The organism is Enterococcus sp. AZ179 (assembly GCF_050498885.1).
GTDB lineage: Bacteria > Bacillota > Bacilli > Lactobacillales > Enterococcaceae > Enterococcus_D > Enterococcus_D entomosocium.
Map to the genome: position 1 here is coordinate 475,321 of NZ_JBMHEO010000001.1, position 25,947 is coordinate 501,267.

General features: G+C 42.1%; 22 protein-coding genes and 2 pseudogenes. 1 reads left to right on the forward strand and 23 read right to left on the reverse strand.

Going from position 1 to position 25,947, the window contains the following annotated elements; translation table 11 throughout:
• Window positions 1–8: 8 nt before the first annotated feature.
• From IGI88_RS02360 to IGI88_RS02415, 12 genes are all read right to left on the reverse strand, one after another.
• Window positions 9–680: a YggS family pyridoxal phosphate-dependent enzyme gene (locus IGI88_RS02360; RefSeq protein WP_008377340.1), complete on the reverse strand. Its 672-nt coding sequence runs from the start codon at window positions 678–680 to the stop codon at window positions 9–11.
• A gap of 12 nt (window positions 681–692) precedes the next feature.
• Complete coding sequence (ftsZ, locus tag IGI88_RS02365) at window positions 693–1,937, reverse strand: cell division protein FtsZ (protein WP_086299195.1); 1,245 nt, start codon at window positions 1,935–1,937, stop codon at window positions 693–695.
• Between the two features lie 31 nt (window positions 1,938–1,968).
• Window positions 1,969–3,291: a cell division protein FtsA gene (gene ftsA, locus IGI88_RS02370; RefSeq protein ID WP_005237279.1), complete on the reverse strand. Its 1,323-nt coding sequence runs from the start codon at window positions 3,289–3,291 to the stop codon at window positions 1,969–1,971.
• 153 nt (window positions 3,292–3,444) lie between these two features.
• Window positions 3,445–4,437 (reverse strand): cell division protein FtsQ/DivIB, encoded by a 993-nt coding sequence (locus IGI88_RS02375; RefSeq protein ID WP_005237280.1) that lies wholly within the window; start codon window positions 4,435–4,437, stop codon window positions 3,445–3,447.
• 86 nt (window positions 4,438–4,523) lie between these two features.
• Window positions 4,524–5,618 (reverse strand): undecaprenyldiphospho-muramoylpentapeptide beta-N-acetylglucosaminyltransferase, encoded by a 1,095-nt coding sequence (murG, locus tag IGI88_RS02380; RefSeq protein WP_005237281.1) that lies wholly within the window; start codon window positions 5,616–5,618, stop codon window positions 4,524–4,526.
• A 15-nt stretch (window positions 5,619–5,633) separates the two neighbouring features.
• Window positions 5,634–6,992, reverse strand: coding sequence for a UDP-N-acetylmuramoyl-L-alanine--D-glutamate ligase (gene murD / locus IGI88_RS02385; RefSeq protein ID WP_005237282.1), 1,359 nt, complete (start codon window positions 6,990–6,992; stop codon window positions 5,634–5,636).
• 12 nt (window positions 6,993–7,004) lie between these two features.
• Window positions 7,005–7,967 carry a phospho-N-acetylmuramoyl-pentapeptide-transferase gene (gene mraY / locus IGI88_RS02390; RefSeq protein WP_005237283.1) on the reverse strand — a complete coding sequence of 321 codons (963 nt, stop codon included), beginning with the start codon at window positions 7,965–7,967 and terminating at the stop codon, window positions 7,005–7,007.
• A gap of 15 nt (window positions 7,968–7,982) precedes the next feature.
• Window positions 7,983–10,178, reverse strand: coding sequence for a penicillin-binding transpeptidase domain-containing protein (locus IGI88_RS02395; RefSeq protein WP_429969518.1), 2,196 nt, complete (start codon window positions 10,176–10,178; stop codon window positions 7,983–7,985).
• Entirely contained in the window at window positions 10,179–10,598 is a 420-nt protein-coding gene (ftsL, locus tag IGI88_RS02400; protein WP_008377334.1) for a cell division protein FtsL, read from the reverse strand.
• A gap of 5 nt (window positions 10,599–10,603) precedes the next feature.
• Window positions 10,604–11,563: a 16S rRNA (cytosine(1402)-N(4))-methyltransferase RsmH gene (rsmH, locus tag IGI88_RS02405; protein ID WP_034878729.1), complete on the reverse strand. Its 960-nt coding sequence runs from the start codon at window positions 11,561–11,563 to the stop codon at window positions 10,604–10,606.
• Window positions 11,564–11,588: 25 nt separating this feature from the next.
• Window positions 11,589–12,020: a division/cell wall cluster transcriptional repressor MraZ gene (gene mraZ, locus IGI88_RS02410; RefSeq protein WP_086299296.1), complete on the reverse strand. Its 432-nt coding sequence runs from the start codon at window positions 12,018–12,020 to the stop codon at window positions 11,589–11,591.
• A gap of 198 nt (window positions 12,021–12,218) precedes the next feature.
• The gene (locus tag IGI88_RS02415) at window positions 12,219–12,587 is read right to left on the reverse strand and encodes a DUF3397 domain-containing protein (RefSeq protein WP_005237289.1); all 369 of its coding nucleotides are present in this window, start codon (window positions 12,585–12,587) and stop codon (window positions 12,219–12,221) included.
• 332 nt (window positions 12,588–12,919) lie between these two features.
• Between IGI88_RS02415 and IGI88_RS02420 the strand changes: the two genes are divergently transcribed.
• Window positions 12,920–13,039, forward strand: coding sequence for a DUF4044 domain-containing protein (locus IGI88_RS02420; protein ID WP_005237290.1), 120 nt, complete (start codon window positions 12,920–12,922; stop codon window positions 13,037–13,039).
• A 62-nt stretch (window positions 13,040–13,101) separates the two neighbouring features.
• Here the strand turns inward: IGI88_RS02420 and cls are convergent, their stop codons facing one another.
• From cls to IGI88_RS02475, 11 genes and pseudogenes are all read right to left on the reverse strand, one after another.
• Window positions 13,102–14,547, reverse strand: a complete 1,446-nt coding sequence (cls, locus tag IGI88_RS02425; RefSeq protein ID WP_005237291.1) for a cardiolipin synthase — start codon at window positions 14,545–14,547, stop codon at window positions 13,102–13,104.
• A 123-nt stretch (window positions 14,548–14,670) separates the two neighbouring features.
• On the reverse strand, window positions 14,671–15,555 hold the full coding sequence (gene ftsX, locus IGI88_RS02430; RefSeq protein ID WP_005237292.1) for a permease-like cell division protein FtsX: 885 nt from the start codon (window positions 15,553–15,555) through the stop codon (window positions 14,671–14,673).
• Window positions 15,548–16,234, reverse strand: coding sequence for a cell division ATP-binding protein FtsE (ftsE, locus tag IGI88_RS02435; RefSeq protein WP_005237293.1), 687 nt, complete (start codon window positions 16,232–16,234; stop codon window positions 15,548–15,550). The genes ftsX and ftsE overlap by 8 nt, the downstream gene beginning before the upstream one ends.
• 112 nt (window positions 16,235–16,346) lie before the next feature.
• A protein-coding gene (gene prfB / locus IGI88_RS02440; RefSeq protein ID WP_101495161.1) for a peptide chain release factor 2 occupies window positions 16,347–17,454 on the reverse strand; the annotation gives its coding sequence in 2 pieces (ribosomal slippage) (window positions 16,347–17,381 and window positions 17,383–17,454; 1,107 coding nt in all).
• Between the two features lie 88 nt (window positions 17,455–17,542).
• Window positions 17,543–17,617 (reverse strand): annotated as a pseudogene (locus IGI88_RS02445) (SEC-C metal-binding domain-containing protein); the annotation flags it as partial.
• Window positions 17,618–17,662: 45 nt separating this feature from the next.
• Window positions 17,663–20,047 (reverse strand): annotated as a pseudogene (secA, locus tag IGI88_RS02450) (preprotein translocase subunit SecA); the annotation flags it as partial.
• Window positions 20,048–20,294: 247 nt separating this feature from the next.
• Window positions 20,295–21,110: a DUF1189 domain-containing protein gene (locus tag IGI88_RS02455; protein ID WP_086299192.1), complete on the reverse strand. Its 816-nt coding sequence runs from the start codon at window positions 21,108–21,110 to the stop codon at window positions 20,295–20,297.
• A gap of 10 nt (window positions 21,111–21,120) precedes the next feature.
• Entirely contained in the window at window positions 21,121–21,954 is an 834-nt protein-coding gene (locus IGI88_RS02460; RefSeq protein ID WP_005237297.1) for a sugar ABC transporter permease, read from the reverse strand.
• 2 nt (window positions 21,955–21,956) lie between these two features.
• Window positions 21,957–23,246, reverse strand: a complete 1,290-nt coding sequence (locus tag IGI88_RS02465; RefSeq protein WP_005237298.1) for a carbohydrate ABC transporter permease — start codon at window positions 23,244–23,246, stop codon at window positions 21,957–21,959.
• Window positions 23,247–23,406: 160 nt separating this feature from the next.
• Window positions 23,407–24,672: an extracellular solute-binding protein gene (locus tag IGI88_RS02470; protein WP_005237299.1), complete on the reverse strand. Its 1,266-nt coding sequence runs from the start codon at window positions 24,670–24,672 to the stop codon at window positions 23,407–23,409.
• Window positions 24,673–24,828: 156 nt separating this feature from the next.
• The gene (locus IGI88_RS02475) at window positions 24,829–25,776 is read right to left on the reverse strand and encodes a LacI family DNA-binding transcriptional regulator (protein WP_005237300.1); all 948 of its coding nucleotides are present in this window, start codon (window positions 25,774–25,776) and stop codon (window positions 24,829–24,831) included.
• Window positions 25,777–25,947 lie beyond the last annotated feature (171 nt).

Below are 25,947 nucleotides of genomic sequence, written 5' to 3' on the forward strand. Positions count from 1 at the left end.
CTCCTTTTTTATTGAAATAATGCTGTTCCTACACGAATAAATGTTGCGCCTTCTTGAATCGCAATGGGAAAGTCATTACTCATTCCCATACTCGTTTCTAAGCAAGGGGCATGTGTAAGATGCAGGTCAGCGATCTGTTGTTGAATCCTTTTTAATTCTTTGAAAATCTGATGCTGCTCGTCTTTGGAAGCAGTGAGCGGGGCCATCGTCATCAATCCAACAACACGAATTTTGTCGAACGAAGCGAGTGCTTCAATAAAAGCCACCACCTCTTCTACGAAAATCCCTTGTTTCGTTGCTTCCTGCGAAACATTCACTTCCACAAAGCAGTTGATCGGATGCTCTGCTCGTTTTTGAATTTCTTGTGCCAGTTTGATTGAATCCAACGCATGGAAAAAATCAATCTCATTTATAACTGATTTTACCTTTCTGCGCTGTAAATTACCAATAAAATGCCAACGGACATCTGGGTAATCAGTTAATGCTGCCTTTTTTTCAAGTAGCTTTTCTACTCGATTTTCTGCACAATCACGCACACCATTTTCTAGAAGTTCTCTTGTCGTTTCTGTATCGACGGATTTTGTCACAGCTGTCAAACAGACCTCACTGGCATTTCTAGAAACAAGAGCACAGGAGTCCTGTATCTCTTGCTGGATCTTGTGCAAGTTCTCAGAAATCATGTGCTCTGCCCCCTAGCGTTTACGACGGAAAAATGGTGGTGTGCTTAATTCGTCGTCATCATTCGAGCGTACTTCATCACGGCTGAAGGTGTCGAATTCTTTCTTTTCTACATTTTCAAATGTGTTTTCTTCTACTTTAGGTCGTACATTTTGTTCTTTACGGATATCCCAATCACCAAAACCATTGCTTTCTTCTGCTTGTGCAGGACGCGCTTGGTCCATATCTAAGGTTGGTTTTTGTGGGATAGAATGAATTTGGCTTTGACTTTGTCTGTTAGAGCGAGACCCACGTTCTTTTTTAGAAGGGTCAATGCCAGTTGCAATGACAGTCACACGGATTTCATCGCCTAAGTCTTCATTGATTGATGTACCTAAAATAATATTTACATCACCTGTTGCCGCATGAGCGACGATATCAGAAGCATCTTGTGCTTCAAATAAAGTCATGTCCAATCCGCCAGTGATGTTCAATAGCACTTGTTCAGCACCATCGATCGATGTTTCTAGCAATGGTGAAGAGATTGCTTTTTTCGTTGCTTCGATCACGCGTTCTTCGCCGCTAGCAACGCCGATTCCCATCAAAGCGGTGCCTTGATTTTCCATCACTGTTTTCACATCAGCGAAGTCTAAGTTGACATAGCCAGGTGCAGTGATCAAGTCTGAGATCCCTTGAACCCCTTGACGCAAGACATTGTCTGCTTCACGGAATGCTTCAAGCATTGGCGTTTTCTTGTCAACAACTTCTAACAAACGGTTGTTTGAGATGATCAATAAGGTATCGACATTCTCTTTTAATTTAGCGATTCCTTCAGCAGCAAAACGGCCGCGTTTTGGTCCTTCAAATGTAAACGGACGAGTAACGACGCCGACTGTCAATGCGCCGATTTCTTTGGCAATTTTAGCTACGATCGGTGCAGCACCGGTCCCGGTTCCGCCACCCATACCAGCGGTAATGAAAATCATATCCGCGCCTTCTAATGATTCACGAATAGAATCTTCACTTTCTTCTGCTGCTTTTTGACCAACTTCTGGTTGTGAACCAGCACCAAGACCACGGGTATATTTAGGGCCTAATTGAATGACTGTTTCTGCTTTTGAATTTTTTAATGCTTGAACGTCAGTGTTGGCTGCAATAAATTCTACGCCTTTGACATTTTCTTCGATCATACGATTTACTGCGTTGCCGCCACCACCGCCGACTCCGATGACTTTGATCACAGCGCCGTCATTGATGTTATTATCAATTGAAAATTCCATAGTTTATCTTCCTCCTGAGAATCGTTTTAGATTATTCAAAGATATTTGAGAAGAAATCTTTTACTCGGTTTGTGATCGACTCACCTTTTTTCTCTTCTTCTGTTTCTTCATAAGTTTCTTCTGGAGCTTCATATTGTTCGTAATGCACTTCTTGTTGTTGAATGGCAACGGGCTGTTGCGCGACTGTTTTTTCACCAGTGATCGCACTTTTGGCAAGCTGATAGACTTCGCTTAAGTTTGCTGAATAGTCAACGATACTGATTACATTGGTGAATACAGGATTTCTAAGTCCCATATGATTAGGAACGTAAAGCTTAACGTTTGTTTCGAATACTTCTTGAGCCAAATCTACGACACCCGGCAGGCTTGCAGCACCACCAGTCAAAATCACGCCACCTGGCAAATCAAGTCCATCAATTTCATCTAAGACTTCTTTTGATTTGGTAAAAATCTGTTCCATACGTGCTTCGATGATTTCTGACAAATAGCGTTCATCGATCTTCACAGGTTCTGATTTCCCAATCACATCCACTGGAAATTCTTCACTAGCGGACGTCCGTTCAGGATACGCATCCCCATAATTGATTTTTAACGCTTCTGCATTGTTGAAGGAGGTATTTAAAACTGTCGAAATGTCTTTTGTGACAAATTCGCCACCCTCTTGGTTCACATGGGTAAATTTCAATTGCTTGTCGTGCATCGCTGATGTCGTCGTTTGGCCGCCGCCGATGTCGATAACGATCGTACCAAAGTCTTTTTCACCATCAGATAAAATCGATTCTGTCAGTGCTAATGGCGTAATGACTACTTCATTAACGATCAGACCAGATTTTTCCACACATTTACGAATGTTGTGAATGATGGTTTTTGGACCTGTATAAACCACACCAAACATCTCTAGGCGAACACCGATCATGCCACGAGGATCTTTGATCCCTTCAAAACCATCCACTGTAAATTCTTGCGGTAAGATAGCAATGATCTGTCTTTCAGGAGGGGTTGAACGTACAAGTGCTGCGGAAGCAACATTGCGGACGTCTTCGTCGGTGATCTCTTTTGATTCACTGTTGACAGCGATCATCCCTTGACAATTTTCCACTTCAAGAAGATTGGCTGGTACACCAACACTTACACTGCGAATTTGAATTCCTGCTTTTTCTTCTGCTTGTCTTACTGCTCTTTGAATGGCTTGTACCGTTTTATCGATATCTACAATGATGCCACGGTTGATTCCTTCTGATTTTGCATTTCCTACACCAATGATATTCATTTGGCTGTCAACGTATTCGGCTACTACAACTTTTACAGATGTCGTGCCGATATCAAGGCCAACATACATTCCCGTTTTTGCCATGGATGGGGTTCCCTCCTACTTAAATTGGATATATAGCGAACCATCACAGTCCGTTTTTAGAGTTCATTCGAATAATTTGTTCACTGTTACCAATTCTACCATATAATGGCGCTTTTTAGAAACAAGTTAATGAAAAAAACTCTTGAATTTTTCCTAAGAATCACTATCAGCTGTTTGATTTTCGTCTGCATCGTCTTCTTGTGTATTTGAAATTGGATAAGTAAAGATCCCAACTTCCATATCCACAATACTGTCCTCGGTCAAATCTTTGGCAATTTGCGGATAATACTGCATTTGACTCACCATATTTGAGATATTGACAATCACTTGATTGCCATCATTCATAAAGAGAGTTAACAGTTCATCATTGCTGTCACGGGGGGTGTATTTGATTTGAGAAATGCCATCTCGAATTTCTGAACTTAATTCTTGATAGGCACTGAGTGTCGCCTTGATTTTGTCTTCAGCCGAAAAATTTTCTAAAACCGGCAATCCTTCCTCTGGCTGCTCACTGATATCATCCAAAACAGCGCCATTTTCCAAAACTGGTGCATAGCCGCCATCTTTGGCTAATAAAGCCACTTCCTGGAATTCAGTGACAGTGATATCAAAACGATTAATACCAGATAAAGAAATAGAAGCATTTTTTATGCGCGGCAATTCTTTTTTGATTGCTGCTACACTCTGATTCCGTTCAAAAAATTGCGGCCACATCTCTTCATTGACGGCTAGGTCAGAATTTTTGAGAATCGCTTCTGCGGATACTTCTTGATTGCCTTTGACCACCACATTAGCCAAACGACTAAGCGGCGAAACAAAATACAAAACAATCAGCAAAGGAATCATCAGTAAACCGATAATCAGCGCTAAACGGCGAATCAATACTTGATTGCGGTACGCCTTTAGATTAGGTAGCCGATCAGCAAAGGAGCGAGCCTTTTTTTCTGGCTCAGGCAGCTCTTCTTTCCCAGCGTCGGTTTCTTCTATCGCTTGTTCTGCTTCAAAAAGTGCTTCTTCTGCCAACTCCTCTTCATCTTCATGCGCTTCTTTCATGTCTTCTGTTTCTTCAGAAGCGGGTGAAGACCAAGCTGGCTGATTGCCTTTTTCTTGCAAATATTTTAGATTTTCTTTTTGCCAAGGGGTCAACTCTTCCGTTGACGAGGGGGTTTGATCATCATGAGGTGTTTTGTCTTTACTAATGATAATCGCTCCTTTCTATCCCACACATTGTACTATTTGATTACCTCTTGCACAAGTCGAAATAATCGTTCTGAGGCATCGCTGATCCCTTGTTCTTTTGAGGCTTTGGCCATCTTACTACGAAGGGCTTCATCTTGCATGATACTATCTACTGCTTCCACGAGGTTTTGGCTGTTTAGTTCATGATCGGCAATCATTTTGACTGCTCCTGCATTAGCTAAACTTTGGGCGTTCTTTGTTTGGTGGTCATTAGTCACATAAGGGCTAGGAATCAGAATTGCTGGAATCCCTAATGCCGTAAATTCGGCAATCGATGTGGCACCTGCTCGTCCAATCAACAAATCACTATTTGCCATCACTTCTGCCATTTGATCGATATAGGGACGAATACTGATATTAGGGAAAGCATCTTTTGACATCCCGATTTTTTCTTCGATCTCTTTGTAATACCTTTCGCCAGATGCATAAAGTAACTGATACTCTTTTTGAGCAAAAAGCGGCAGCGCATCAATGATCGCTTGGTTGATTTTCAGAGCTCCTTGACTCCCACCAAAAACCAAAACCGTTTTTTTCGCCGGATTTAAATCGTAAGAAGACAAAATCGTCGACTTTTGACTATTCCGTACTTCTTGCCCCCTGGGATTGCCCACAAGCACCGTTTTCTTCGCTGGAAAGTATTGAGAAGCATCGTGAAAAGCAATGGCGATTTTATCCACATACTTGGTTAGAAACTTATTGGTGATTCCAGGAACACTATTTTGTTCATGAATAATGGTAGGTATTTTCAACTTCGCTGCAGCAAAGACCACGGCGCCAGAAACATAGCCGCCGGTGCCAATCACCACATCCGGTTGAAACTCCTTGATGATTTTCTTTGCTGCATAATAGCTTTTCATGAAAAGCTGGATCGTTTTTACGTTATCAAAAGACAGCTTACGCTTAAAGCCTTGGATCTCTAACGTTTTAAAAGGAATACCTGTTGGAGGGACGATTTTATTCTCTAAGCCCCTTGTTGCACCAATGTATAAAAATTCGGCTGTCGGGTCAATCTCTTTTACGTAATCGACAAAAGACAACGCTGGATAGATGTGGCCGCCAGTACCGCCGCCAGTCACAAGTATTTTCATGTCCTTCACTCATTTCTATTTAAGTTCTGCTACTGCCGCCATAAATTTGTCGCCGCGAACTTCAAAATTAGGGTATTGATCCCAACTTGCATTCGCCGGTGACAATAGAATCGTATCTCCAGCAGCACTTAAAGAAAAGGCAACTGGGACGGCTGTTTCAACATTGTCTGTCATTTCAATCGTTTTTACGCCAGCTGCTTGAGCGGCTGAGGCTAATTTTTCTTTTGTTTCTCCAAACACTACGATAGCTTTGAGTCCTTTTAGTGCTGGAACCAACTCATCAAAACTGTTGCCACGGTCCAAGCCGCCTGCCAATAAGACCAATTTCTCATTGTCAAAACCGCCTAAGGCCATTTCTGTTGCTAAGATGTTGGTTGCTTTGGAATCATTGAAAAATTTCACCTGATTGATGGTGGTGACATACTGGGTCCGATGAGGTACCCCAGTGAAGGTTTGCAACGCTTGTTTGATTGCTTCGTTTGGCATATTGCAAAGTTTTCCAACAGCGATCGCCGCTAAGGCATTTTCAATATTGTGTGCCCCTGGTACGCCAAGTTCCTCCGCTGCCATAATTGCTTCTTCTTTATAGTAGAGCATCCCATCAAGCATATATGCTCCTGCTACTTTTTCCTTGGTGGAAAAAGGAATGATTTTCGCCTTTGATTTGGCCGACAGTGCTTCTAGTTCCGGTTGGTTCCAGTTGATCACTAAATAATCGTCAGCGGTCATTCGTTGTTGCAAGCGCCATTTTGCTAAGACATATTCCGGGCGACTACCATGGTAATCGATATGGGCTTCATATATATTCGTGATGACAGCGATTTTCGGCCGTAAGGTATCGATTCCCATCAATTGGAAACTTGAAAGCTCCATCACCAAGCGATCTTCAGGCTTAGCTGTTTGAGCAACGGAACTTGCAGGAAACCCGATATTTCCAGAAAGCAATGCCTGTCCTTTTTCCATTCCAGCATTCAAGACATTGGCGATCATAGTCGTTGTGGTGGTTTTTCCATTCGTACCAGTAATACCGATAATCGGCGCTTCAGAGATTTGATACGCTAGTTCCACTTCCGTGATCACAGGAATTTTTTTCTCTAAAGCTTTTTGAACAAGAGGTTGTGAATAGGGGATCCCTGGATTTTTAACGACTAGCGAAAATCCTTCATCCAATAATTCAATCGGGTGGCTGCCAGTGATCACTTTGACCCCTAAAGCCAAAAGATCTTGTGCTTCTGGATTTTCAGCAAATGGCTTTCCGTCATTAACGGTCACAAGTGCGCCCAAATCATGTAACAATTTGGCCGCACTGAATCCACTACGCGCTAATCCTAGCACAAGAACTTTTTTATTTTGATATGTTGTAATTTTTTTCATTTTCTTCATCTCCTACCATACAAGGGCTATTGTGAGCAAAGAGCAACCTAACGCGATACACCAAAACACAGTGTCGATCTTCCACTCAGACCATCCGCTCATTTCAAAATGATGATGGATGGGTGACATCTTGAAGATTCGTTTGCCTGTTAATTTGAATGAGGCAACTTGCAGCATCACGCTTGCTGTTTCACAAACATAGACCAGTCCGACAAGCAATAGGGTCCATTCTTGGTGTAAAAGAATCGAGATAGCTGCCAGCAGACCGCCTAAAGCCAGTGAGCCGACATCCCCCATAAAGATTTTTGCCGGTTTGCGATTGTAGGGAAAGAAGCCGATCAATCCGCCGATGATCGCAAGACAAACGATTAACACATCGATTTGATCTTGTCGCCAAGCAATCAGTGCGTAAGTTGAAAAAGAAATCGTGCCCAGTCCTGCGACTAGCCCATCGATACCGTCCGTCAAGTTGACTGCATTTGAAAAACCAACAAGCCAAAAAATGACGAACAAGCCATAAAAAATCGATAGCGACACGTCTATCCCAAAGAAATTCAGTACATCCGCATTGCCTTCGGATCGGAAAACAAAGTAAAAGACGAGTCCGCCTAAAATCTGTCCAATCAGCTTTTGCAACGAGTTCAGCCCCATATTTCGTTTGCGGAAAATCTTGATGAAGTCATCAAGAAATCCTAATGCACCATAAACCAAGGTAATGAACAAAAGAATGAACAATGAAGCAGTCAATTGATTTTGCCATGCTCCTACCCAGATGGCAGTGATCATTGCAGAAATCAAAAATACAAACCCACCCATCGTTGGTGTACCGGCCTTTACATTGTGCCATTTGGGGCCGTCACCACGTATTTCCTGTCCGTATTTCTTCATTTGAAAATAGCCGATAAACAAAGGCATTGTGGCTGTTACGATCGCAAAGCCACTTGCCAAAGGTAATATCATCTCTGTCCATTCCATATTGTTCTCTCCTATTTATTCGTTTTCACTTAGTGTAAACTTGATCGATTGTCCTGATAATTCGGTGTATGGTTCCACGCTTTGTTTGGTACAATAGCCGTTTCCTTCAAAACTGACGTCTACATTCAGCAGACTACCAAATTTGATTAAGTCTGCTTTTGACCAAGAAGTCGTATCCGGCATATAGTACTTATCGCTGTCGGTAACGAGCAGTACCCGTCCGCCAGGCATGATCGAAGTCCCACTGTCAACCGATTGGGCAATGACTTTTTCACCATCCCCGATGACTACCGGGATCAATCCAGCTTTTTGAACATCCGTTGCAGCCGATTCTGTATCGAGATTGCGATAATCCCCCACAGTTGTTTCGCTACCAGATGTTGTGCTTTCTTCTAATGCAGAGTTTTTCAGATCTATGACCCGTTTCATCAATGGATTGGCAATTTCACCCAACACGGTGCTTTCGTGCTTCTCTGGTAATTTAATCGTCAAATACAAAATGTATTCTGGTTCTTCTGAAGGAAACATCAAAACAACGGAATATAGATAATTGGTGCCACCAGACAAATACTTACCGGTTGTTGGATCGGCTACTTGGGCCGTCCCTGTTTTTGCAGAAATGTTGTAGCCAGGTAATTCATAAACGCCATAGGCACTTCCATAATTTTCACTCTCGACAACATCACGCATATATTCACGGACCTCTGTTGCAGCCTCTTTTGTGATCGGATGGCCGACCTCTTCTGGTTGCGTGACCGTTTCTTCTCCAGTATTGCCATCAACGATTTTACTAATAAATTGTGGTTTCAGCATCGTTCCATTATTTGCGACCGATGTGAAAGCCTGCATCATTTGGAAATTCGTCACACCAATCGCTTGACCAAAGGAAGTCATCGCTTGGCTGACAGGATTATCTTCTGGGGTGATTCCAGTATTTTCGTTAGGCAATCCTGAATAGGTGCTACGGCCAAAGCCAAATTCTTTTAAGTATTGTTGCCAACGATCAGCCATCCGCTGCTCCAAGGTCACCATTCCGATATTACTGGACCATGAAAGAGCTTGGCGCATCGTCAGTGTTCCTTTTTGACCAAAGTCCCAGTCATTGATGGTTGCATCGTAAAGTTTTAATCCATCAGGACTTGGGGTAAAGGTTTCGTTCTCATTGAAGATGCCTTGATCGATGGCAGCTGCTGTCGTCAAAATCTTCATGGTTGATCCTGGCTCATAGTTGTCTTCAACTAACAGATTTTGCCAATCATTGATCGAATCCAAATTTTCTGGATTGTAGGTTGGTCGTTGCGCCATCGCTATGATTTCGCCGGTTTTGGCATCCATTAAGTTCGCTGTTAAGTTTTCTGGTTTGTTTTCTTTAAAGACGCTGTCCATCAGCGTTTCCAAATAGCTTTGGATTCGACTATCGATGGTGGTATAAACGTCTTTTCCGTCAACGGCTGCGACGGTCTCTGCTACTGTTCCGGGCAGCGGGTTTTGATTGTTATCTTTTTGATAAACGATCTCACCATCAGTTCCCGATAATACATCATTGTAAGCAGCTTCCAACCCAGTTTTGCCGACTAGACCAGTATCGTCATCATTGGCAACAGCATACCCGATAAAGTGAGAAGAAAAGACCCCATTCGGATAAAGGCGAGCTGGATGGCTATCAAAATGGAAGCCGGCAATATCTTCTTTTTCCATTGCATCTTCGATCGCATTTTTTTGTTCTAATGTAATATTATTTCCCTTGCTCCCAAAAGAGACCCGCCACAATTGTTGCTCAAGGCCATCCTCTAACGTATTGACTGCTGTTTCTTGATCAATGGACAATACATCTGACAAAATTTTGGCCAACTTATTGAAGTTTGCTTTTTCTGCAAAGAGATTTTTGTTGCCATCTTTGTAATTCTGATTCAAAACAGCATAAATGGAATACGAGGTCACATCTTCGGCGATCGGAATCCCATTACGGTCATAGATTGTTCCACGTTTCGCTTTGATCACTTCGCTGCCTTCATAAAGATTTTTGGTCTTTTCTGCTAATGAAGTTCCCGCGACATCCCCGACAATGACGATATAGCTCAAACGCGTGACAAACAAAAAGAACAATCCAATACTCGTAGCAAAGAGAATAATACCTACTTTTTTGCGATTGTTCGTTGTAGTTTGATTGTTCTTTTTTAAGTATTGCTTGAATTTATCTGTTAACTTCATTTAGTCCACTTTCCTTAAATTGCCATCATCGATCGACAATCCATTATCCTCAGCAATCTTTTGGATGCGCTCGGTTTTAGAAAGTTCATTTTTCTCTTGTTCCAACTGTTCTGCTTGTGTTGTTTTCTCAGTGATATCCGATTGGATCAAGGAAATATCATGCTCAACTTGGCTGATATTGGTCCGAATATTGATGGTCAAGATTGCCAACGTCAATACAGCGATAATCACAAAGGCAGCAATCAGTTTTTCTAGAGTAGAAATACTTTTTAACCGACGAGCCGGAGATGCTGGTACACGGATGACCTCAGGACGCTGGGGATCAGTAGGCAGTTTTTCAGTTGTCGGTTCAGAGTGATCCAAAGGTTGTGATTCAAGAGGTTCTCTGAATTCATAGTCATGAACTTTTAGTTCTGCCATAGTTGTTACCCTTCGCTTTCCTTGATTTTTTCCGCGATTCGTAGTTTCGCACTACGAGAACGATTATTTTCAGCTACTTCTTCCTCAGTAGGAAGCAGTGGTTTTCTTGTTATAAGTTTTAATGTTGGTTGAAATTCTTCTGGTATCATCGGCAGACCTGGTGGCATATCCTTTGGTGTACTGTATTCCTTGAACATCGATTTCACAATGCGATCTTCTAATGAGTGGAACGTGATCACACTGACACGTCCGTTGACTGCTAAAAGATGAATGGCTTGTTCAAGTGAGTCTTCAATTACACCTAGCTCATCATTGACTGCAATTCGAATGGCTTGGAAAACCCGTTTTGCTGGGTGACCGCCCTTTCTTCTTGCTGGAGCTGGAATGGCTGTTTTGATGATATCGACCAATTCCCCCGTTGTTTCGATGGGATGATCTTGTCTCACCCGCTCGATTTCCCGAGCGATTTGTTTTGAGAATTTTTCTTCTCCATAACGGAAGAAGATTTTGACTAATTGATGGTAGTCGAATTGATTGACCACTTCATAGGCAGTCAATGCTGCAGTTTGATCCATCCGCATATCCAGCGGTGCATCTTGGTGGTAGCTAAAGCCACGTTCGGCTTCATCTAATTGGGGTGAGGAAACACCTAAATCATACAAAATACCATCGACTCGGCTTACGCCGTGTTGATTCAATGCTTCCTTTAAATAGCGGAAATTACTTTTAATAAACGTGACCATCCCTTTAGCAACATAAGGTGCTAAACGTTCTTTTGCATGGTCGATGGCGGTTTGGTCTTGATCAAAAGCAAAGAGATGTCCTTCTTCAGACAGTTGTGACAATAAATATTCACTATGACCAGCTCCACCTAATGTACAATCGACATAGACGCCTTCTGGACGAATTGATAATCCATCAACGGTCTCCTGTAGCATAACGGTGTAGTGTTGAAAATCTGCCATGTGTTTTTTCCTCTTCCTATCAAGCCTATAAGCCAAAGTCGATCATTGTTTCAGCAATTTCATCAAAGTTTTCTTCTGCTTCTTCAGAGAATGCTTGCCAACGCGTTTCATCCCAAATCTCGATTCGATTTGAAACCCCGATGATCACGCAGCTTTTAGTAAGGTCTGCATGATTTCTCAATGTAACAGGGATATTGATTCGTCCTTGTTTATCGATCTCGCACTCTGTTGCAGCAGAATAAAAGAAGCGGACAAATGTCCGAGCATCCTTTTTCGCTAAAGGCATTTCGTTTAGTTTTTCTTCAAGTTTTTCCCATTCAGATAAGGGGTAGCCAAATAAACAGCCATCTAATCCACGTGTCACAACAAATTTTTCTCCGAGTTTTCCTCGTAGTTTTGAAGGGACGATTAGTCGGCCTTTTGCATCTATCGAATGTTGAAATTCACCCATAAACATCGATAAATAACCCCCGATCTCCACCTGATATTCACAGTCTACCACAATCCCCCACTTTCTACCACAAATTATATGAAATTTGAAAGGGAAGTTGTTTGACTTTTCTTTACCAAATGAACAAAAAGAGGAAATCAGACTCCTTAAAGTCTTTAAAAAAACTTTAAGTGAAAAAATGGACGTTTATCAAGGGGCAAAACACTATAAGTAACTTACGATATTTAGAATGATCAAAACGACATGAAAAATGATCGTAAATAGAAAAATACTGCGCCAATACATCTTAAAATAGCGACCATATTGGATCTCTTCATAGTAGTACGCCTGAAAGACGGCCAGTAGAATGCCTAATAAAAAAATGGAGATCAAATAATACAATGTGATTGCTTGATCAAAAGTATATTTTGATAATTGATGAATCCCCACCATTAAAAATGGTACCGCTAAATCCGGTGCCTTCACATGGAAACGATCATTCAACGAAAGTGCAGAAACGATAAAACGACAAGCAAAATAAACGAGCACAGGAAAAATATACCAAAACAAAACGATTGGATTAAATCCAGACATACAGCAAAATCCTTTCTAACAACTAGTGTCACTATACTTTATTTTCTTTACATCCATGTTTCAGTTCTTTTAAAAATTTAAGCCGGAATAAGACAGCCATGAAATTTTTTAAGGAGGCTCTTATTTCAACAACTAACTTTTGAAAGTTTTAAAGAATGTATTTCTTTACCTATTAAAACAGAAGGGAGTAGCTTCAACAAGCCTATCTTGCCATTCTAACGAATTTTTTTATAGTGAAATTGAAATTTTCTTAATTTCTCCTTGGATCAACTTGAGTTCTTGAGAAATTGAGGGTAAACTGTCACTAGAATAACTCTAAAAGGTGGATTAGAATGAACGAGAAAAAACCAAAAAGTACCTTTGCAAAAATCACGCAAGTCGTGATCTGGACCATGCTTATTCTCACTGTCGGCTCGATTTTCTTAGCAGCGTACACAAGTATTATGGGTTAATCCTATTAAAAAATGCCCTTTTCCAAAATGATGGCTTCCATCTTTTGGAAAAGGGCATTTTTTTACAGTAACGGTGACACAAGACGTGCCAGGCCTTCCTTGATCTTGATCGTCAATTTTCTTTGTTGATACGCTTCGATCGTTAACGGTTTGGAATCGATCGAATCCGCCAGAAACGCTTCTTTTGTTTGAGTCGCAAGTTGCGCATCATAGATAATCGTATTGACTTCAAAATCTAAGCGAAAGGATCGAACATCGATATTTGCTGAACCAATCGATACAAGTCCACTATCTATAATCATCGTTTTCGCATGCATAAACCCTTTCTCATAGGTTTCAATGATTGCGCCAAAATGAAGCAGCTCAGCCGCAAAGGAATAGGTCGCCCAGTAAACCAAGGGATGATCTGGTTTGTTCGGAATTTGTATATGAACTTTCACCCCAGAGAGCAGTGCTAACTTTAAGGCGTTATGAATGGCTTCATCCGGAATATAATACGGCGTTTGAATTAGGATTTCTTTCTTGGCTAAATTGATCATTTTCAAATACGTCATTTTAATTTCTTCATGTTCCGTATCAGGACCACTAGTGATGACTTGGGCTGCGACTGTCCCCGCTTGTTTGATTTCAGGAAACAAAGAAGGATCATATTTGATCTCCAAGGCATGTTGTGAATTCCAATCCATCAAAAACCGATTTTGCAGCGAATAGACAGCTGAACCGGCAATTCGCAAGTGATTGTCTCGCCAATAACCAAATTTTTCCACTTGTCCTAGATATTCATCTCCCACATTAAAACCGCCTGTATAACCAATCTCACCATCAATCACCACGATTTTACGATGATTCCGATAATTGATTCGCGGATTGACATAAGGAACGAACAAAGGAAAGAAAAAGGCAATTTGCCCGCCATGCAGACGCAATTCATCAAAAAACTTCAATGATACCTGGGTACTGCCCCAAGCATCTAACAAGACTCTTACTTTTACGCCTCGCTTTGCGGCTCGTACCAATGCTTCTTTGACCTCATTTCCCAATGCATCACTGCGATAAATATAATATTCCATATGAATGTGATTTTTTGCCTGTTCGATATCCGCGATCAAGGCATCAAATTTCTGCCGCCCATCGGTATAAAGTGTCATGCTATTGGCTGTCGTATAGAGGGATTGACCAAAGACCGTCAACAGATAGACTAACTGCTGGACTTCTACTTGAGCAGTCGGCGGATGCGGAAACAAATGACGCGCGAGCGCTTGTTTTTGTTCTTCTAATTCAACGTTTAGACCAATCTTTGCTTGTGAGCGCATATCGAAAATCTTTTCCTTGGAAATTCCTCTACCAAAGAAAAAGTAAAGCACAAAACCAACGATTGGGATGAACATCAAGACCAAAAGCCAAGCCCATGTCTGAGCAGTCTGACGTCTCTCTCTGAAAATGATAATGATTGATAACAAAATATTAACTATAAATAAAATGGTTACCAAATTATCCATTACAACCATTTTTCCACCTCTTCCCCGATTTCCCGCTACTAAAGCATATCAAAAAATAGTACCTAAAGTAAAGAAACACTGTGATGAAACAAAAAAAGCCGATCTGACGATCGACTTTAATAAAACATACGTTTAGAATTTTAAAAATCGGCGCATTGATAAGACGGAACCAAGCGAACCAATCACGATACCAATCAGTGCCATCACACCGCACACTTGTATTAGAAACATATTTGGTGCAATTAAGCTGTAATTTGAACGTAGCAAGGATGGATTGACCATTGCATAAACTTGATGATACCCGAAGTACATCAACGCAATTGGGACAATTGATCCTAAGAGTCCGATCCAGCCTCCTTCAAGGAAGAATGGCCAACGAATGTAGCCGTTTTTCGCCCCAACCAGACGCATGATTTGAATTTCTCTTTGACGGGACAAAATCGTGATCCGAATCGTATTAGAGATTAGGAACATTGCCACAAAAATCAGTAAGACAGCAGCAGCTAAGCCCCAAGTCCGCACAGCCGCAGACAATTCAAAGATTCGGTCAGAAGAATCTCCACCGTAATCGGCTTTAAAGACATTCGGCAAATCCCCAGCTTGTTCTGCGATCTCTGTCGTATACTCTGGATCTGTTGCACTTACAACAAATACGTTATACAGTGGATTACTGTCGCCTTCGAACAAGTTCCATGAATCCCCCATGGCATCCTGGATCTTCTGCAATTCTTCGTCTCGACTAGAAAATGTCACTTCTGAAACGTTCGGCAGATCATTTAAGGCCTGTTCTAAAGCATCCATGTCTTCTTGTTCTGTACCAATATCAACGAAAACCGACACGTCCACATTCTCACGAATATCTTCGGCTAGTTTTGTTGCATTTAAGATTACACCTAGAAAAATACCGACTAATGTTAATGTGATCGTCACGGCACTCAATGACGCGATAGTCATCCAGCCGTTACGCTTTAAACTTTTAATACTCTCCAGGAGATGACGGAAAAATGTTCTAATCATCGTAACCATATTCTCCTTCCGCTTGGTCGCGAATAATGCGGCCATTCTCAATCGCGATCACGCGATGACGAATCGTATTTACGATCGTACTATTATGGGTCGCCATAACGACCGTTGTTCCTTGTGCATTGATTCGATCAAGCAATTTCATGATTTCCCATGAGTTTTCAGGATCTAGATTTCCGGTTGGTTCATCCGCAATCAATACCTTTGGTGTATTTACGATGGCACGAGCGATCGACACCCGTTGTTGTTCCCCACCGGAAAGCTCACTTGGAAAGACCCGAACTTTATGTTTCAGTCCGACCAAATCCAAAACTTCCATCACCCGTTTTTTGATATCACGGGGTTTGCGTCCGATAACTTGCATTGCATAAGCAACATTTTCAAAGACCGTTTTCCGCGGTAAAAGTTTGTAGTCTTGGAAGACCACGCCGATTTCCCGGCGCATCAAAGGGATCTCACGGTTTTTCATGCCGACCAAATCATATCCTGCGACATTCAAAACGCCTTTTGTTGCTCTTTCTTCTCGATACATCAATTTGATAAAGGTTGATTTTCCGGCGCCGGATGGTCCAACGACATAGACAAACTCCCCTTGATCAATTGAAATCGAAAGGTTACGGATAGCAGTCGTACCATTAGAGTACTTTTTCATTATATCTTTCATTTCTATCATACAGCTATCTCTCCATCTCAAATTTTCATTCTGGCTTATTATAGCATGAATATATTTCACCTTGCTTGCAACAGATTACAATTGTGTTTCAATCTGTTTAAGTCATACCAGGTTATTTTTGATTCAGTTTCAGCTTCAAATAGGCATCGATAAAGCCGTCCAAATCGCCATCCATGACTGCCTGTACATTCCCAGTTTCGAAATTCGTTCGGTGATCTTTGACCATTGAATAGGGATGGAAGACATAAGAACGAATTTGCGAGCCCCAGCCGATCTCTAATTGCTCGCCTCGCAAGGCTGCTGCTTCTTGTTCTTTCTTTTCGACTTCTAATTGATACAGCTTAGCTTTCAACATCCCCATCGCTTGCTCACGGTTTTTCAGCTGTGAACGCTGGGCTTGGCTAGCGACCACTGTACCTGTTGGAATGTGAGTGATCCGCACAGCAGATTCGGTTTTGTTGATGTGCTGTCCACCAGCGCCGCTTGCGCGGTACGTATCGATCTTCAAATCATCTGAGTTGATCTCCACATCGATCGCCCCATCTAATTCTGGCATCACATCCACCGAGCAAAATGACGTATGCCGTCTCTTAGCAGAATCAAAAGGTGAAATACGGACCAAGCGATGCACGCCTTTTTCCGACTTCAAATAGCCATAGGCGTTGTGGCCTTTCACAAGTAATGTGACACTTTTTATCCCCGCTTCATCACCGGCTTGATAGTCCAAAGTTTCCACCTGATACCCATGTTGTTCGCAAAAACGAGTATACATCCGTAACAGCATGCTGCCCCAGTCTTGCGACTCGGTACCGCCTGCTCCCGGGTGCAGCTCGATGATGGCATTGTTTCGATCATAGGGTTCATCTAACAACATCGACAATTCATAAGAAGCCATTTTCTCATTTAACTTACCGATTCGCGCATCAAGTTCTGCTTCCATTTCCGGATCGGCTTCTTCTTGAATCATTTCCAACATCACTTCGAGTTCTTCCAATTCTTCTGCTAGCTGATTGAATTGATCGTAAGTCTCTTTGTTGGCATTGTTGGCGTTAATGACTTGTTGAGCTTTTTCTGAATCATCCCAAAAGGTAGGATCTGCCATTTGGTGTTCCGCTTCCGCAATGTCCTCTTCTAACTGATCTAAGTCAAAGAGACCCCCTAAAACTGATTATTTTTTCATTCATCTGGGTCAATTGATTCCGAATATCTGCGATTTCCATTAAAATTCCTTCTTTCTTTTTTTCTTACAAACGAAAGTAGACTGGACAAAAACGTCTGCCAGCCTACTCTCACCTTTTTCAAAACGTGTTACATATTTTTCCCGTGGCAATTCTTGAATTTTTTCCCGCTTCCGCAAGGACAAGGATCATTGCGGCCCACGTTTTTGAAACTTGGCGCTTGGGCAGCCGGTGCTTCTTCTACCCCTTGTGCTTCTCCTTGGGCTACTTGTTCCCGTTGAACGTTTTGGCGGATTTCTGCCTTCATAAACAGACGAGTTACTTCATACTCGATGGCTCCAACCATGTTTTCAAACATATTGAATCCTTCTGTTTGGTATTCAACTAACGGATTGTTTTGTCCATAAGCCCGTAACCCAACCGATTGGCGCAATTGATCCATGGCATCGATGTGGTCGGTCCACTTCGTATCAACGACTCGTAAAATCACTACTTTTTCAAATTCCAGTAATTGTTCTGGACTATTAAGTTGTGTTTTCTTTTGTTCAAAGACTTCTTCTGCCCGTTGGTTTAGATAATCTTTAATCTCTTGAGCTGATTTGCCCTTGATGTCTTCAATACTGATGGTATCTTCATGAACAAGTGCATTGGCAGCAAAATCAACGATTCCTTCATAATTCCAATTGCTTTCTTCTAATTGCGTATGACTGTCAACGACACGGCTGATGGAACGTTTCACCATATTCATTAATTGTGGTGAAAGATCCGTTTCTTCCATGATTACTTCTTGACGTTGTCCGTAAATAACTTCCCGCTGTTCTCGCATTACGTCATCGTATTGCAAGACGTTTTTCCGGGTATCGTAGTTATTCCCTTCCACTCGTCTTTGGGCAGATTCTACTTGTTTTGAAAGCATCTTACTTTGGATCACGGCATCGCCTTCATCGATTTTCATCCGATCTAAGAACACTTTGATTCGTTCAGAACCAAAACGTTTCATTAAATCATCTTCTAGCGACAGGTAAAATTGCGACATCCCTGGATCTCCTTGACGTCCCGCACGTCCCCGCAACTGGTTGTCGATCCGTCGTGATTCGTGACGCTCGGTACCAATAACTGCCAATCCGCCTAGTTCTGCAACACCAAGACCCAACTTGATATCCGTTCCCCGACCAGCCATATTGGTCGCGATCGTTACAGCGCCTTTTTGCCCAGCATTCAAAATGATTTCCGCTTCTTTAAAGTGATTCTTGGCATTCAATACTTCATGAGGAACTTTCTCCCGATCAAGCATTGATGATAGTAATTCAGAAGTCTCAACAGCGACGGTCCCTACAAGGACTGGTTGCCCTTTGCGGTGACGTTCTTTGATGTCTTGAACGACTGCTTGGAATTTGCTGGTAAGTGTTGGATAAAGCAAGTCCGCACGATCATCCCGTAAGATCGGTTTATTCGTAGGAATCTGAATGACTTGCATGTTATAGATTTCTCTAAACTCTTCTTCTTCCGTTTTCGCAGTACCGGTCATCCCAGACAATTTTTTGTACATCCGGAAGTAGTTCTGGAATGTGATCGTCGCCATCGTTTTGGTTTCATCTTCGATCTCGACACTTTCTTTTGCTTCGATCGCTTGATGCAGCCCGTCAGAATAGCGGCGGCCATCCATGATCCGACCTGTAAATTGGTCAACGATCATTACTTTGCCATCTTGCACCACGTAATCAATGTCACGAATCATGATGTAATTCGCCCGCAACGCTTGGTCCAAGTGATGGGTCAATGCGGTGTTTTCGATATCATACAAGTTTTCTAAGCCGAAGGTCTCTTCCGCTTTTTCGATCCCGCGTTCTGTCAAGCCGATCGTTTTTGATTGAATATCGATTTTGTAGTCTTCTTCTTCCGTCAAGCGTTTGACGAAATTGTCGACCCGATTGTATAGCGCGGTCGATTTTTCTGCTTGTCCTGAAATGATCAATGGCGTTCTCGCTTCATCGATCAAGATCGAATCGACTTCATCGACAATGGCATAGTTTAATGGACGTTGTACCATTTGATGACGATAAACCACCATGTTGTCCCGCAAATAGTCAAACCCTAATTCATTGTTTGTACTATAAGTGATGTCACAAGCATACGCCGCACGTTTTTCTTCTGCTGATTTTGAGTTGATGTTCAAACCGACTGTCAATCCTAAAAAGTTGTACAGCTCTCCCATCTCAGTCGAGTCACGAGTTGCCAAGTATTCATTGACGGTTACGACATGGACGCCTTGACCACTCAAGGCATTCAAATAAACAGGTAATGTCGCCGTCAAGGTTTTCCCTTCACCGGTACGCATCTCTGGAATATTCCCATCATGCAAGACGATCCCACCCATTAATTGGACGTGGTAAGGATAAAGACCCAAAACGCGTTTTGCAGCTTCACGTACTACTGCAAAAGCTTCAGGTAATAATTTATCCAAAGTCTCTCCCTCTTGGAAACGACGACGAAATTCATCGGTTTTCCCGCGTAATTGTTCATCAGATAAAGCGGCCATTTCATCCGCATGTGATTCAACTTGATTCGCAATATGGTCAAGACGTTTTAATTCTTTTTTGTCGTTTTCGATTAATTTTCTAAAAAAATTGGCCATACCTTAATAATTCTCCTTTTACTTCTACATTATCCTAGCTGGAAACTCTCCTAACTATTTTAGCACTAGTTCACCATAAATGAAATATTTTTCGATAGAACTATCGCATCAATCTTGCGTGATAAACGGATTCTTAACCTTTTTTCACAGATTTTAAAGAAACGAAGGGAAAAAATACGCAACAAGCCATCGATCGGTGCCCAAAGTCCAGCGCACGTCCAAATGACTTGTTGCGAATATTTGCAAATTAGGCCGTTTTAAAACGGGTTTTTAAGAAAGCTAAGAAGAGCATCAGCAGCATGCCTAAAGATTGGATCCCAATCATCAAGATGATGTCCGCGCCAATAAATCCTGCCAACATCGCCACCAGAGAGCCTGCCCCCAGTGCATTCAAAATCACGTTGGTACTTTCTTTGAAACTGCTGATCGTCGACAGTCGCGACTTTTTCGTCAGCCAGAGGAAAAACGCTGCGCCCATGACGAGGATACTATTCATTGCCACCAATAAAAATGCCACCGTGATCGTCTGGCTGAAGAAAATCGCCGTCTCGTTGTTGCGATAAAAGCCGTCTTCGATCACTTTCTGAAACGAAGCCGCATCATGCACTTGATCAGGCATCATTTCCGCCGTGTAACGCATCTCATAATGATAGGTTTGTCCATCGATTTCCTCTTTGATGGTCCAGTCTGTTTCACGAAAATTGATGGCATATTTTGCTCTTGAAAGGTCCGCTTCTGAAAGCGCAACACCTATAATGCCCGCTTCTGTTTGCGAAAAGACTTGTGACTCATCCGTTAAAAGTTTGCCATCTTCCAGCTGCAGTTCACTGTATTCGGCTGCTGTTTCAGCAGTCATGAGTGTTTTTGCATGGGGGAAAAATGCTGCAAAGGCTTGATCCGTTTGCTTGCTGATCATCAAGGTCAGCGGGATCATCAGCAAGGACATCAAGAAAATATAGACAAACACTTGCTGCCAGCGATTTAATTTTTTACGCCATGCATAGACTTTTGTTGGAGAAAATATGGCCCCAAAGTATGTTAAGGGAAATCGTTGTTCAGACATCCTATCATTCCTATCCTTTTGTTCCGCCCGAGGTCAAACCTGAAACAAAGTATTTTTGTAAGAAGAAAAACAGTGCAGCAATCGGTACGGCGATCAAAATCGCCCCAGCCGCAAAAAGTGCTACCCGTTGGTTACGGGCATCGTTGATAAAAGTCTGCAGACCGACTGCGACGGTCAAACGCTCTTGTGAGCGAAGCAAGAACCGCGCCAGCAAGAATTCGCCGAATGGCCCCATAAAGGCCCACAATGCTTGCACGGCGACCATTGGTTTTACGAGGGGCAAAACGATTTGCCAAAAGATGCGGAAATGCCCTGCACCGTCAAGTTTTGCTGATTCATCCAAGTCGATCGGTACCGTATCAAAGTACCCTTTCATCAGCCAAGTATTCATGGGAATCCCACCACCGATATAGATCAGTGTCAAGAACCAGAAACTATCTAGGCCGTTTGCTAATAAGCCCATGACATAAAAAGCGGTCAACGCCGACATTGTTGGCACCATCTGAACGATCAAGAACACCATCAAACTGCTCTTACGACCGGCAAAGCGATAACGACTGTAAGTATACCCTGCCAGTGTTACGATCATTACTTGGATCACCATCGTGGAAACAGCCACGATCAAGGTGTTTTTATACCATGTCAAATAGGGGGTTTCATTGAACAATCGTCGAAAGTTGTTCAATGTCCAATCCGCATCAAAATCCAAGCGAAAGGCGATCATATTCCCTGCCTTGAAGGCTGAGGTGGCGGTAATCAACAAGGGATAGATGATAACGATCGATAAAGCGATCATAAACAAGTAGGTAAATAATTTGCTGAAAGAAAACTTTTTCTTTTTCATCCTCAATCCTCCATATTAAATGCATTCGTCTTTTTAAACACCAGTAATGAAATGGAAATCACCACAAAGGAAATGATCAAGGTCAATGCAGAAGCAATCGAGTATTGTGGCGAGCCGCCCGTCGTCAATTTGTAGATCCATGAAATCAAAATATCCGTCGAACCGGCATTTCCACCTAAACTTCCTGGACCACCTTCGTTAAAGAGATAGATCATGGAGAAGTTATTAAAGTTCCCTGTATATTGCGTAACGAAGGTTGGTGCTGCCACCAAAAAGATCGCCGGTAACGTAATATTGCGAAAACGCTGAATCGCATTTGCTCCATCCATTTTGGCTGCTTCATACAAATCTTCAGAAATGGATTGTAAAATCCCTGAGACCATAACATAAATATATGGAAACCCTAACCAACCCTGAATCAAAATAATCGCCGTTTTCGTCCAAAACGGATCGGTCTTCCAAGCAATGTTCCCAATATCCACAAAGGGCAGATTGTTCAATAGCGGGATCACCTGCGTATTGATCGCTCCTGCGGTATCATTAAACATATTTGAAAAACTCATGATTGTGATAAACGCTGGCACCGCCCAAGGAAGCAAGAAAATCACCCCGAAGACCCGACGGAACTTCACAAATTTTTGATTGGCAACAACAGCTGTCAGTATTCCTAAGGTAATTTGCAAAGTAGTTGCTAAAACGGTCCAAATCACCGTCCAACTAAACACTTTTACAAAGGTGTCGCGGTAAGAACTTAAGGTGAAGATATTCGTAAAATTCGAAAAACCGATCCAGTCGATTAAGTTTGCTGGCGGAATATGTCGAAAATCATAGTTGGTAAACGCCATGAAGAGTGTCACCATTACCGGAAAAATAATTGCTACGATCATCACCAGATAGGCTGGGATCGTCAATAGATAAGCGAAACCATCCTCATACAATTTATTGAAAAACTCTTTTCTCGTAACTGCCACCGGGAACCCTTTTTCAATACTTTGGCGAACTTGATAGGCATCTTTGATATTTAAAACCCAAAAGATAATGAAAATAACGGTAACGATGACCTGTAGCGTTCCTTCGATCAACAAGAACAAAGAATTGTGTTCCATCGGTACTGATCCCAGTGTGACAAAGTTATATAATGCTTGTCCACCGAACAAAAGCATTTCGCCTAGAAAAATTAGAAAGACCGCAAAAAAGAGTCCCGCTTTAAATTTCTGACCATTTTTGAATTGTCCCACCCCAGGGATGATTGAAAGAAGCGCTGTCTGCGTGGCTTTTGAATTCGTCCTCATATGTATCCTCCTTAAAATCGAAAGTCTGCCAAGCGGCCGACGATCCATAGAAATCAATCTCATCAAGCAATTTCTTGCGTGCTACGTTGCAAGGAATCCTTTTGACAAACATCCTCTATAGAATCGTCGACATGAATGACAGACCGTAATCGGCTATTTATTAATATTTCTGCTCAATCGCTTCTTCGATTGTTTTGGCAGCATTATCCGCTGCTTCTTGAGGAGTCATATTGCCTGAACCTGCATCAAACAGCATGTTTTCAGCCCCTACCCAAACCTCAGACATTTCAGGGATATTTGGCATTGGTTGTGAAACACTGTATTGCTCGATCACTGCTTTTGCTACTGGATCATCAGAAGCAGCAACTGTTTCTTGAGCCATAATGTTTGCTGGAATATCATGACGCATTTCATACAATTTCTCTTGATTAGCTTCGTTTGTTAAATATTCGACAAATTGTTGAGAAACGTCTTTGTTTTGTGAGTAGTTGGAAACAACCCATGCTTTTCCACCACCAAACGTTTCATAATCATTGCCATTGCTCAGCGTTGGGATTTTCGCTACGCCATAGTTAATCCCTGCTTCTTCAAAGCCGTTCACGCCCCATGGTCCGTAAATGATGGCTGCTGTTTTGCCTTGGTTAAAGTAATCTAACATCAAGTTTTCGTTGGCTGATACATCCAGCATTCCTTGCGGCCAGACATTTTGGAACCAATCAGTTGCGTACGTGATTGCTTCAACAGAACCTTCATTGTTAATCCCTAAATCAGATGGATCTGTCCCTTCATCCCCAAAGACATAACCACCATAACCAGCTAATAGACCATACGTATAATAAAAGTCTGTCCAACGAGCTAAGAAACCAACATTGTCATCGCCTTCTGCAAAACGATCATCTTTTGCTAGCTCTTCTAAATCAGAAAAAGTTGCTGGCGCTTCATCGATCAAATCTTTGTTATAGAACATGACAACTGCTTCAATCATTGCTGGTGCGCCATAGATTTTATCATCGATCGTTACCTGTTGCTTGTCTGTATCGCTGTACCGTCCATCATCTGGCAAAGTCATTTCTGCCAAATGCCCTTGCGAGCCTACTTGACCTACACGATCGTAAGGAGACATCGTAACATCTGGACCTTTCCCAGCGGGACCGTCTAGTTGAAGCGCATCCATTTGATCGAACATATCCATTTCTACAACGTTGATGGTCACATCATTTTCAGATTCAAAGTCAGATTTCACTTCATTGATATAATCAATATAGTCTGCGCCTACAGAGACCGTGAGCGTTTTTTCATCGCTACCTGAACCTGCATCTGCATTACTACCATCGGTACTACCACCGTTGCCGCCACACGCCGCAAGCGCTAACAACGCACTTCCTGAAACTAATCCTAGAGCTGCCTTTTTCCAATTCACTTTCATCCTGTTTACCTCCTGCAATTTGTAACTCCATTATGCAACCGGTTTCTTAAAATGGCAAACCTTTTCTAAATGTTAGCGATAACAAAAATAGAAAAAGCCTTTAAATTAAGATGTCGAGGAATCGAAAAGAAATTGCGCAACCATTTGCTTAATTTTTCATTTTGTGGATTCACGAACCACGAGTTGAGGTAAAAAGCGCTGTTGTCGCTGGCTCGTATCATTATGTTCGATTTTTTGGATCAATAATTCGCCGCAAACTTCCCCCATTTCCACAATGGCTTGCTTCATCGTTGTCAATTTTGGCGAACTTACCTGATCAAGGAATACGCCATCGTAGCCGATGATCCCAAAATCATCTGGCACCTCCACTCCGATCGACTGTAAGCCTTGATTGATGCCTAACGCTAAACGATCTGTGGCACAGATAAAACAAGTGTTTTTCATTAAATGCTCATTCTGCGATTGGATAAACTTGCGGGCGGCGGAAGATCGGTTGTCAAAACGATAGATTTTTGGTGATATTCCCGCTTTTGTGACTGTATCTATGTACCCTTTTTCTCGGCTTTTCGTAAACGCTTCTTCCAACTCTAAACCAATATAGACCAATTGTTGATAGCCGGTGTCGATAGCATGTTTGCATGCAGAAACGATTCCTTGATAGTTGTCACTGTCAACAAAACTGAACCCAGCTTCATTTTCGCCAAACAACACCACAGGCTTTCTTAAATTTCTTATCCAGTCCATGTCAGCCTGGCGAAAGCCCGTAATGATGCAGCCATCTGCTGGACCACGATCCACCCCGTCAGTCGTAACTAGCTGCAAAGAATAGTGTGCTTTACCAATAGAACGAGCGATCCCAACCAATAAGTTCATATAGTAAGGTTCCGTCGTATCCATCTCCTCTAAAATATACACTTTGATGATATGGGAACGCTTGGAAACTAATGATTTGGCAGCAATATTCGGCTGATAATCCAATTCAAGCATCGCTTGATGAACCAGCTGCTTTAACTCTTCAGTTACTTTGTCCGGATGATTGATCACTCGAGAAACGGTCATTGCGGAAACATTTGCTTTTTTAGCAACATCTGCTAGCGTAGTCATGATTCACTCTCCTTGTATTATTTCATCTATAGTATAACATAATAAACCAAAAGAAGAACCAAGGCACTCTCTATATAAAAAAGATTTCCAGCCAATTTAACGAGTATAAAAAAACAGAGTGGCTTCTCAGCTACTCTGTCAAAAAAGACTATTTTTTTGGGGTGTCGAGAA

Bases quoted from the DNA above. Each gene is read 5' to 3' on its own strand.
- IGI88_RS02360 (WP_008377340.1), bottom strand. From the start codon at position 680: ATGATTTCTGAGAACTTGCACAAGATCCAGCAAGAGATACAGGACTCC.
- ftsZ (WP_086299195.1), bottom strand. From the start codon at position 1,937: ATGGAATTTTCAATTGATAATAACATCAATGACGGCGCTGTGATCAAA.
- ftsA (WP_005237279.1), bottom strand. From the start codon at position 3,291: ATGGCAAAAACGGGAATGTATGTTGGCCTTGATATCGGCACGACATCT.
- murG (WP_005237281.1), bottom strand. From the start codon at position 5,618: ATGAAAATACTTGTGACTGGCGGCGGTACTGGCGGCCACATCTATCCA.
- murD (WP_005237282.1), bottom strand. From the start codon at position 6,992: ATGAAAAAAATTACAACATATCAAAATAAAAAAGTTCTTGTGCTAGGA.
- mraY (WP_005237283.1), bottom strand. From the start codon at position 7,967: ATGGAATGGACAGAGATGATATTACCTTTGGCAAGTGGCTTTGCGATC.
- IGI88_RS02395 (WP_429969518.1), bottom strand. From the start codon at position 10,178: ATGAAGTTAACAGATAAATTCAAGCAATACTTAAAAAAGAACAATCAA.
- ftsL (WP_008377334.1), bottom strand. From the start codon at position 10,598: ATGGCAGAACTAAAAGTTCATGACTATGAATTCAGAGAACCTCTTGAA.
- rsmH (WP_034878729.1), bottom strand. From the start codon at position 11,563: ATGGCAGATTTTCAACACTACACCGTTATGCTACAGGAGACCGTTGAT.
- mraZ (WP_086299296.1), bottom strand. From the start codon at position 12,020: ATGTTTATGGGTGAATTTCAACATTCGATAGATGCAAAAGGCCGACTA.
- IGI88_RS02415 (WP_005237289.1), bottom strand. From the start codon at position 12,587: ATGTCTGGATTTAATCCAATCGTTTTGTTTTGGTATATTTTTCCTGTG.
- IGI88_RS02420 (WP_005237290.1), top strand. From the start codon at position 12,920: ATGAACGAGAAAAAACCAAAAAGTACCTTTGCAAAAATCACGCAAGTC.
- cls (WP_005237291.1), bottom strand. From the start codon at position 14,547: ATGGTTGTAATGGATAATTTGGTAACCATTTTATTTATAGTTAATATT.
- ftsX (WP_005237292.1), bottom strand. From the start codon at position 15,555: ATGATTAGAACATTTTTCCGTCATCTCCTGGAGAGTATTAAAAGTTTA.
- ftsE (WP_005237293.1), bottom strand. From the start codon at position 16,234: ATGATAGAAATGAAAGATATAATGAAAAAGTACTCTAATGGTACGACT.
- IGI88_RS02455 (WP_086299192.1), bottom strand. From the start codon at position 21,110: ATGTCTGAACAACGATTTCCCTTAACATACTTTGGGGCCATATTTTCT.
- IGI88_RS02460 (WP_005237297.1), bottom strand. From the start codon at position 21,954: ATGAAAAAGAAAAAGTTTTCTTTCAGCAAATTATTTACCTACTTGTTT.
- IGI88_RS02465 (WP_005237298.1), bottom strand. From the start codon at position 23,246: ATGAGGACGAATTCAAAAGCCACGCAGACAGCGCTTCTTTCAATCATC.
- IGI88_RS02470 (WP_005237299.1), bottom strand. From the start codon at position 24,672: ATGAAAGTGAATTGGAAAAAGGCAGCTCTAGGATTAGTTTCAGGAAGT.
- IGI88_RS02475 (WP_005237300.1), bottom strand. From the start codon at position 25,776: ATGACTACGCTAGCAGATGTTGCTAAAAAAGCAAATGTTTCCGCAATG.